The sequence below is a fragment of the Trichococcus ilyis genome, assembly GCF_900109135.1.
GTDB classification, from domain to species: Bacteria; Bacillota; Bacilli; order Lactobacillales; family Aerococcaceae; genus Trichococcus; species Trichococcus ilyis.
In genome coordinates this window covers 1-8,466 of sequence record NZ_FNYT01000051.1, presented here as the reverse complement: position 1 = coordinate 8,466, position 8,466 = coordinate 1, and the positions used below count along the sequence as shown (strand labels likewise).

Sequence of the window (8,466 nt, the reverse complement as noted above, 5' to 3'; positions counted from 1 at the left end):
CCAGACTGTGGCCGAGCTCGAAGCCACAGTCTCACGCCTCTCAGAAGGTGCATTGAGCAAAACCAACAGCTTTGAAGATGAAGGAATCCCGTTCTAACCGAAAAAAGCAGCAGAACATTGTCCACAATAAAATATCTTTTAGGGGTGGAATTTACTCTTGCGAAAAAACGCAGAATCTTCACCTTCGGTTTGTCATGCCCAAAAACAGACCGAATTCGATACATTGATCACTCTAAAATATACAAATTGACCTTTTTGACATTCATTTTTTGTCTATTTCTCTTTTCATCGGCTCGAGTGCGGAATTTAGTTTTGCAAACTGGAATTTACTATTGCAACTAACCCTATTTTTTTTCGGGAGTATTTGGTAGAATACCTATATGTATCGGCGCTTGCCGAAATGCAAACATAAAAAGAGGTTGAGCCTACATGAATACACAAAAAAATAAAACGTACCGCATCGCCATACTCGGCATTCTGTCTGCGTTCATCATCATCCAGACATTCGTTCCGTTCCTTGGCAATATCCCGATTCCACCGTTGAATCCGACCATCATCCACATCACGGTCATCGTCGCGTCCTTCGTATTAAGCACGAAGGACGGCATGCTGGTCGGGCTTGTCTGGGGCTTGGCGCGCATGGTCAAAGCCTACACCCTGCCGGCTTCCCCGCTGGATCTGCTGCTCTGGACCAATCCAATCATCGCAGTCGTGCCGCGCGTCATGGTGGGCCTGGTGGCAGGATTCGTATTCCACGCTTTCCTGAAACGCAAACAGGAAAAACGCGGAATGGTCATCGCGTCGGTTTTGGGATCTTTGACCAACACGGTGCTTGTCTTGAGTTTCATCGCCCTATTCTACGGCAATGAATATGCAGAAGCATTGAATGTTGATCCGTCCAACCTGTTGAAGGTGTTGGCCGGCATCGTCGCCACAAATGGCGTCGGTGAAGCCGTCGCAGCCGGTCTGATCGCCCCATTCATCTCCACAGCGCTGATGAAAGTCCGCAGAAAATGAGCAAACCAAAAAAACGATGGGCCTCTGAGGCTCATCGTTTTTTTGGTTTTGATTTCACTGCAACACCGGTTGGATAGCCAACCAGCCTTTGATGAGTGTAGGCATGTTCAGGAACACCCAGGTCACAATCGATGCCCCACCGATGCCATAAAAGTACAGGGTGATCGGCTTGAACACGAGGAAGATGGTCATGAAACGCTTCATGGACATTTCCGTCAGACCGGCAACCATGCAAAGGAAATCATCAGGAAATCCAGGCAAGGCAAATGCTGAGGCCAACAGCCATTCGAAACGTTTCCCTTTTATCAACCAATCATAATATTTTCTGTAGGTTTCTTCCGAAACGAATGCTCTCACGAATGTCTTCCCGTATTTGCGGGCCAAAATGAAATTGATGATCGAACCGATCAGCACACCAATGAAGCTGTAGGTGAACCCCCAGAACGGACCGAACACCATCGGAGCGACGACAACCGTCACGCCTCCGGGAATGATGGGGTAGACGACCTGGATAATTTGGATTAGCAAGAAAAGGATGGGGGCGTAGATACCCATTCCGTCCAATAACGCCTTAAAACTGCCCTCAGCTTCAAAAAAGCCTGTCCGATAGATCCAAATGCCTAAGATAAGTGTCGCTACTGTTCCCGCTGCCGTCAAAAGCTGGACGATCCTGCGGTTCAATGCAATCCCTTGATGGGTAGCAGTGTTCTCCAATTCCACTCTTTCACCTCTTATCATTTTTTGGTGCTGCCTTGTTTCCGATTATACCTGACGAAAATCAATTTTCTGTGAATTTAACTTAGCGATTCCGTGAACCGCCTTGTTGATAGCGCTTCCTTTTGCTGCGTCTTAAGTATAGCGCAGACATCGTGTGCCGGCATCTGACTAAAGTCGGATTTTCTTAACCGATTATAAACACTTCCCGTCGGTTTGTCCATAAAAAAGTAAGTTAAGATTTTCTTACGGAGAAAAGCAGGCGTCAGCCCGAGCTACAGCGGCTCCGGCTGGAAAAATGCCGGCAGCTATGATACTTTCAGTGTATAGAATCTTTAATAAGACAGGTGATTTATGGCAACAACATTTTCCAAGAACATCCGCTCGACTTTGGTCAGTTCTTTCATAAACAGTTTGATTTACTCCTGCACGATCCCATTTCTGGTCATCTATCTGGCAGGCATCTTCAATCCGCAGGTGACCGGCATGCTCGTCATGACAAACGTGGTCGTCTGCTTCCTCGCCGGCATCATCGGTGGGTATCTTGCCGATAATTTCCAGAGAACGGCAATCCTTTATCTTTTCCAAAGTCTTTATGGGGGATCGCTGCTGTTGATTGCGCTTCGGTTTCTCGGATTGCTTTCGGCTGACGGCTGGCTGATACTGGGCTATCTCGCTTGCGGCATTTCCTTCAACCTTTATTCGCCGGCGTATGATGCCGTACTGATGGACTGCACCACCACCAAAAACCGGAAGCAAGCCTATCAATGGCAATATTGGACCTTCAATTTGTCCATGGCGCTGGGTTTTTCAATCGGCGGCTTCCTTTTTCAGCACTTCCTGCCCCAACTGTTCCTCGTGGCCGGAATGGCCCAACTGGTGGTGGCCTTGGTGTTCCGGAGGCAACTGGACTACAGTAACGGCACTGCTGAGAAGTTGCACAAGAACCGCCTCAAGGATTTGTTTTTGAACTATCGCATCGCAGCGAAGGATACGCGCTGGCTCCTCCTGATCCTTGGCATGGCACTGTTCAACACTGCCGAGTTTTCGCTGAAGACCTATACCGGCGTCCGGCTTTCGAAAGAGTTCGAAACGCTGACCTTCTTCACGGTGCCCATCGATGGCGTCAGGATGCTCAGCTTGCTGCAGGTGCTCAATACGCTCCTCGTTGTCGGATTCACTTTCCTGGTTTCCCGTTTCACCGAAAAACGATCGGAAAAAGCCACCATCCTTTACGGTCTTGTAGTCTATGTCGTCAGCTATGGATTGATCGCCGTCATGAACAACATCTACGTCCTGATTCCTTTGATGATCATGGCGACCATCGGCGAGTTGGCTTCTTCCCCGAACATCAACGCCCGCAAAGTCGACCTCGTGCCCGAGGACAAGCAGGCATCTTATCTGGCCTTCAGCTCGCTCTCTTACCAAGGCGCTGACCTTTTGGCGGCATTTGCCTTGACGCTCAGCGGCTACATCTCGGCCGGATTCATCGCTGGCTACATCATCATTTTGGGATTGATCGGCACCCACCTGACCATCAGCAGCCTGTACGTGCGCAAAAACAAAGGCACCTGACAAAAAATTCCCCTTGGCTACTCCAGAAAAGGAGGCAATCATGATGGAAACCGTAAAATGGCTGAACGACACAATTATCTGGGGCATCCCAATGCTGGTCCTGATGCTGGGTACGGGGCTGTACTTGACGTTCAAAACCAGAGTCGTCATCTTCATCCGCTTCGGAACCGTGATGGCCAACGCACTAAAGACGATTTTCCGGAAGCCGGAGGAAACCGAAGCCGGCACCATCACCCCCTTCCAGGCAGTCTGCACGGCCCTTGCGGGAACGGTCGGGACCGGCAATATAGTAGGGGTAGCCGTGGCCATCAGCGTCGGCGGCCCTGGTGCCATTTTTTGGATGTGGACCTCCGCTGTTCTCGGTATGGTCACAAAATATGCGGAAACCACTCTGGCGCTCGCTTACCGCGAAAAAAACGCGCAGGGCAACTATGTGGGCGGTCCGATGTATTACATCAGCAAAGGCCGTGGCCGGCAGTCTGAGGGACGCTCTCTCCTTTCCTGCTTGGGCAAGCGGCCTGCTCTTGGCTCTTTTTGTGGCTTTGGTCGTGGTCGGAGGCATCAAGCGGATCGCAAGCGTAGCGGAAAAACTGGTTCCCTTCATGTCGCTGATCTATACGGGCGCAGCCATCTTTATCCTGATTATCCAGTGGCGCCAAATTCCTTCCGCTCTCGCTATGATTGTCGCAGGTGCCTTCACCGGCACCGCGGCTGTCGGCGGCTTTGCGGGGGCTTCGCTGCTGTATGCGGCCCGGATCGGCGTTGCGCGGGGTGTGTTCACGAATGAGGCTGGCCTTGGGAGCGCCCCGATCGCCCACTCCAGCGCCGACACCGATCACCCCGCGCGCCAAGGCTGCTGGGGGGCTTTCGAAGTTTTCTTCGATACAATCATCATGTGCACCATCACAGCCCTGGTGATCATCATCAGCGGAACCTGGAAGGATGCATCGATCGATGGCACGGAGATGTCCAACCGCGCATTCAGCGCCGCCATCCCGGGCGGGGAATACATCATTGCCATCTGTATCGTCCTGTTCGCCTTCGCAACCACCATCGCCTGGTACTACTACTCAGAAAAAGCGATCGAATACATCGCCGGCCAAAAAACCATCCTTGTCTATCGGATTTTCTTCATCGGATCACTCGTCTACGGAGCTGTTGCGGCCGTGAATGATGTCTGGGAAATTTCCGATCTCTCCAACGGGCTGATGGCCATCCCAAATCTGATCGCCTTGATCGGATTGGCCGGTCCCGTTGTTGCATTGACGGATGATTTCTTCAGCGATCCGAAGACGATTCGGCCAAAGGATCATTCTTATGCCTCCCTTATCCGTATAAAAAAAGATGTTAAGCGTTTCCATTAGATGATATGATGTAACCATCAAAAAAAATGGAGGAAACCCTATGATCCATATCCTGTTATGCTGCGGCGGCGGATTTTCATCCAGCGCACTGACGGCCAAAGTACAAAAAGACATCCAGCAATACCATTTGGAAGAACAATTTGAGATTGAATTCTCGCCTTGCATGATCGCCAACAAAAAAATGGACCGGTTCGATATCGTTGTCTGCTGCCCGCATCTGACCTATGACGTCAAAAAGTTGGTCAAAAACGCGAATCCCGATAAACCGATCTACATCTTGCCGCCGCGCATGTACGGGCTGATCGACATCCGCGAATTGTCGACCGATGTCTTGGATATACTCGAAATGTACAAGAAGAATCCGATCAATCCTGTGCATTTCCCGGGTGAAGAAAATGTCATGCGCGTGACGCGGTCCGTAGCCTATTGCCGGAGCAACGTTTCCTGAAGAAAAATGAGGTGACAGCCATGAACACCTATGATTACATCAAAAAGTGGAGCAAATGATCAGTCCCAAGGACATCGAAAACCCGGAAAAGAATCGGGTGTTGGCGTTCGATTGCAACACCATCCATGCCGACTGCGGCTGGAAGGCAATTACCTTCTCAGCCATCTTCCGCAAAAGGAAGATGCCGCATAACTGAACAGCTCCCGCCTGTGCATTGGTGCAGAGGAGGGAGCTGTTCAGTTATCTCGGATGCCGTTGCACGCTTCTGTTAAATATTAGTTCATTCCGCCATGGCGCCGATGAAAATCTTCGATTCCCAGTTGGCAAGCTGATTTGTCCCCTATCATCCGGAACATTTCGAAATAAACATCCTTTTCGAACGTATCCGTATCAATCGGCTCGATCCCGATTCTGTTCCCGGCCCAACTGCCCTTTTGTTCGGTTTGTTCTTCCGCCTGCGCCAAAACGAAATAAGGCATCAAATTTTTCGTGCGCTTAAACAACCAGCTATCGATAGTCATGAACAAATGGGAATCATAATTGATCAGCACGTATTGATTGATGAACTCTCCCCACTGTTCCTTCCAGCGGATAACTTCAGATGGATCGATTGAGACAACGTCCACTCCCGCTTCTTTCCGGTTCCGGCGCAACAATCTTTTCTTGTAACCTAAGTAAAAAGCATAGTTCTCTTGCTTCAGCAAATACTCTCTCACTTCTTTGGAATCGACAACCAAAGTGATCCTGTCGCCTTTCCATTTTTCCATCAACAATTGGAACAGCACATACTGAAAAGGGTTTCCCAACTGCGGATGCGTTGCTGCTATTCCTGTGATCGTGCTGTCCCCTGCCCAAGTCAGTCGGGCCGGTTACATGATTTTTTTCTTGTCCATATTAACCAGTAAATGCTGCTGATCGTTTCTTTCCAAATTTGCTGCCTCCTCTTCTTTCACTCAATAGATACGCATTCTGGAGACAATTCCTTTTTCAAAAAACGAACCCTTATCGCTAAAAAATGGCAAAAAAAAGATGCATCAGAGGTATCCGAACCTTTGATGCACCTGATAAAAACAAGCATGCCGGCTGCAGGACTTGAACCTGTGACCTCCGCGTTACGAGTGCGATGCTCTACCAACTGAGCTAAGCCGGCTTCGTTCGTGCCTTCACTCAACAAGTGAACCACAACAAAATAAATTATAAATAAATTTCCCCGGTTTGTAAAGAGGGCAATCTCGATTTTGTGAAATGAGATTGCCCTTTCTGCATTCCAGAAGGGGGGCGCAGGATCACGCCGCGCATTTACCGGCCCCTTTTCAGTCCTCAACCGGTTTGTTCCGCAGTTCCTGGATACGCTGCAGATCGAACGGCGTTTCCTGATAGACGAAATAATTCAGCCAATTCACAAAGAGGATATTGGCATGGCCGCGCCAACGCACCACCGGACGCTTGCTCGGATCATCCTCCGGGTAATAATTGACCGGGATATCGATAGGACGCCCCAAAGCGACATCCCGCTGGTACTCCTTGTCGAGCGTATCGAAATCATACTCGGCGTGCCCCGTCACAAAAACGAAACGGTTGTCCCTGCTGCGGACAATGCTGACGCCCGCCTCTTCCGAAGTCGCCAGGATTTCAAGCGCACTGCAGGCTTCTATATCCGCTCTACGGACATCCGTATGGCGCGAATGCGGCATGAAAAACTCATCATCAAAACCTCGGAGCAGCATTGTTCTGCTGTCGGTGATCGTGTGCTTGAACACGCCGAACAGCTTTTCCTTCAGAGGATACTTTTCGATATTGTAATGATGGTAAAGTCCAGCTTGGGCACCCCAACAGATATGCATCGTCGAGAAAACGTGGCTGGCTGACCATTCCATGATCGACACCAATTCCGGCCAATACTCCACCTCTTCGAATGCGAGGTTTTCGACGGGAGCACCTGTGATGATCATCCCATCAAAGAATTGATCCTTGATGTCCGAAAATGTTTTGTAGAAATAGTCCAGATATTGTTCAGAAACATGCTTGGAATCATAGCTTTCCATCCGCAATAAAGTCACTTCCACCTGAAGGGACGTGTTCGAGAGCAAACGGATGAACTGCGTCTCCGTGGCTTGTTTTGTAGGCATCAGATTCACGATGATAATTTTTAACGGACGGATATCCTGTGTGACAGCTCTTAACTCGTCCATGACGAAAATATTTTCTTTGGCCAACTCTTTGATGGCAGGCAAATCCTTCGATACTTTGATCGGCATGTTTTCCACTCCTTTTCAATTGAACGTTTCTCCTCAACAGCTCTTTTATGCACAAAAAAGCTCTCCTCACCACAGTCTTGCGACCATGGGACGAAAGCTTCGCGTTACCACCCATTTTCATAAGGACTTCACAATCCTTACCTCAAAAAGTACATAAAGTGATTGCGTGACCGCATCTCCTTTGTATACTTTGCAGAATATCGCCTGCTGACGTAATCGAGCTGATTATTCACCCGATTAGAGGCTCCAAGACCATCTTCACCTTGTTCCGATACGCTCCCTTTCACCAAAACAGAAGCTCTCTTTACGTACTTCCCAAAGTTACTCTTCTTATCATTGCCCATTCTATTATAAGCTGAGACTTGCACTAATATAATTAAATTATCATCATTTCTTAATCTTGTCAATAGGCAAAACCGATCACCACTGACCCCCCAACCAAACACTAAAAATAGCGGGACGGAACTACTTCCCCTAATTCCGGCCCGCTACTCTCATCTATATAAAATTAGAGAGAACGTAATTAAATGTCTGCCTTGATATCGGCATACTTTTCACGTTTGCGATCGAACATAGCTACAACATACGAGCAGCGCGGAACAATTTTTTTCCCTTCTGCACGCATCTCCTCGACAAGACGATCCAATAACATCTCAGCGATGCCTTGCCCTCTCAATGAAGAATCGACATAAGTATGGTTGGCTATGACCTTATCTTCCCCATACGGTGCGTAAGTAATTTCAGCTATCATGCATTCATTTTCATCATTCAAAACAAAGCCATTTTTGGTTTTCATAAAATCTACCATATTTTATTTCCCTCACCTTCTGACAACTATCCTCAAATACAGTTTAGCACGGCGGCCCGATTTTATATAATAAATCGACTCCATCCGACCAAAGATGCCAGTGCAGGCAAATCAAAAAAAGACCATCGAGATTTACCTCAACAGCCTTCTGATCATTTATATAAAAACATGCGCGGCAATGTCCTACTCTCACAAAGGGAAACCCTTCACTACAATCGGCGCTAAGAAGCTTAACTTCTGTGTTCGGGATGGGAACAGGTGTGGCCTTCTTGCCATCATCAC

The 8,466-nt window shown here is 48.6% G+C and carries 9 protein-coding genes, 1 tRNA gene and 1 rRNA gene; 5 read left to right on the top strand and 6 right to left on the bottom strand.

Annotated features, from left to right (window positions below):
* The first annotated feature begins 429 nt into the window (after window positions 1–429).
* Window positions 430–1,017 (top strand): ECF transporter S component, encoded by a 588-nt coding sequence (locus BMX58_RS14280; protein WP_068624989.1) that lies wholly within the window; start codon window positions 430–432, stop codon window positions 1,015–1,017.
* A gap of 54 nt (window positions 1,018–1,071) precedes the next feature.
* Here the strand turns inward: BMX58_RS14280 and BMX58_RS14275 are convergent, their stop codons facing one another.
* Window positions 1,072–1,737: a TVP38/TMEM64 family protein gene (locus tag BMX58_RS14275; protein ID WP_239420624.1), complete on the bottom strand. Its 666-nt coding sequence runs from the start codon at window positions 1,735–1,737 to the stop codon at window positions 1,072–1,074.
* Window positions 1,738–2,085: 348 nt separating this feature from the next.
* On the opposite strand from BMX58_RS14275, the gene BMX58_RS14270 reads away from it, so the two are divergent.
* The 4 genes from BMX58_RS14270 (at window position 2,086) to BMX58_RS14805 (ending at window position 5,314) form a co-directional block, all read left to right on the top strand.
* A complete protein-coding gene (locus tag BMX58_RS14270) occupies window positions 2,086–3,306 on the top strand; it encodes an MFS transporter (RefSeq protein WP_068624987.1) in 1,221 nt (406 codons plus the stop codon).
* Window positions 3,307–3,683: 377 nt separating this feature from the next.
* Window positions 3,684–4,670, top strand: coding sequence for an alanine/glycine:cation symporter family protein (locus BMX58_RS14265; protein WP_338061258.1), 987 nt, complete (start codon window positions 3,684–3,686; stop codon window positions 4,668–4,670).
* 40 nt (window positions 4,671–4,710) lie between these two features.
* Entirely contained in the window at window positions 4,711–5,118 is a 408-nt protein-coding gene (locus BMX58_RS14260; protein WP_068624985.1) for a PTS sugar transporter subunit IIB, read from the top strand.
* Window positions 5,119–5,173: 55 nt separating this feature from the next.
* On the top strand, window positions 5,174–5,314 hold the full coding sequence (locus BMX58_RS14805) for a hypothetical protein (protein WP_157077275.1): 141 nt from the start codon (window positions 5,174–5,176) through the stop codon (window positions 5,312–5,314).
* A 79-nt stretch (window positions 5,315–5,393) separates the two neighbouring features.
* Here BMX58_RS14805 and BMX58_RS14255 read toward each other — a convergent pair whose 3' ends face one another.
* From BMX58_RS14255 to rrf, 5 genes are all read right to left on the bottom strand, one after another.
* A complete protein-coding gene (locus tag BMX58_RS14255; protein ID WP_131814111.1) occupies window positions 5,394–5,924 on the bottom strand; it encodes a hypothetical protein in 531 nt (176 codons plus the stop codon).
* Window positions 5,925–6,195: 271 nt separating this feature from the next.
* A tRNA-Thr gene (locus BMX58_RS14250) sits at window positions 6,196–6,268 on the bottom strand.
* Between the two features lie 163 nt (window positions 6,269–6,431).
* Window positions 6,432–7,376 carry a homoserine O-acetyltransferase MetA gene (gene metA / locus BMX58_RS14245; protein ID WP_068624981.1) on the bottom strand — a complete coding sequence of 315 codons (945 nt, stop codon included), beginning with the start codon at window positions 7,374–7,376 and terminating at the stop codon, window positions 6,432–6,434.
* Between the two features lie 523 nt (window positions 7,377–7,899).
* A complete protein-coding gene (locus BMX58_RS14240) occupies window positions 7,900–8,184 on the bottom strand; it encodes a GNAT family N-acetyltransferase (protein WP_068624979.1) in 285 nt (94 codons plus the stop codon).
* A 170-nt stretch (window positions 8,185–8,354) separates the two neighbouring features.
* Window positions 8,355–8,466: ribosomal RNA gene (gene rrf / locus BMX58_RS14235) — 5S ribosomal RNA — on the bottom strand; the annotation flags it as partial.

What these genes read in the sequence shown, in the direction of transcription:
- BMX58_RS14280 (WP_068624989.1), top strand. Translation starts at nt 430, where the DNA reads ATGAATACACAAAAAAATAAAACGTACCGCATCGCCATACTCGGCATT.
- BMX58_RS14265 (WP_338061258.1), top strand. Translation starts at nt 3,684, where the DNA reads ATGCGGAAACCACTCTGGCGCTCGCTTACCGCGAAAAAAACGCGCAGG.
- BMX58_RS14240 (WP_068624979.1), bottom strand. Translation starts at nt 8,184, where the DNA reads ATGGTAGATTTTATGAAAACCAAAAATGGCTTTGTTTTGAATGATGAA.
- BMX58_RS14270 (WP_068624987.1), top strand. Translation starts at nt 2,086, where the DNA reads ATGGCAACAACATTTTCCAAGAACATCCGCTCGACTTTGGTCAGTTCT.
- metA (WP_068624981.1), bottom strand. Translation starts at nt 7,376, where the DNA reads ATGCCGATCAAAGTATCGAAGGATTTGCCTGCCATCAAAGAGTTGGCC.
- BMX58_RS14260 (WP_068624985.1), top strand. Translation starts at nt 4,711, where the DNA reads ATGATCCATATCCTGTTATGCTGCGGCGGCGGATTTTCATCCAGCGCA.
- BMX58_RS14805 (WP_157077275.1), top strand. Translation starts at nt 5,174, where the DNA reads ATGATCAGTCCCAAGGACATCGAAAACCCGGAAAAGAATCGGGTGTTG.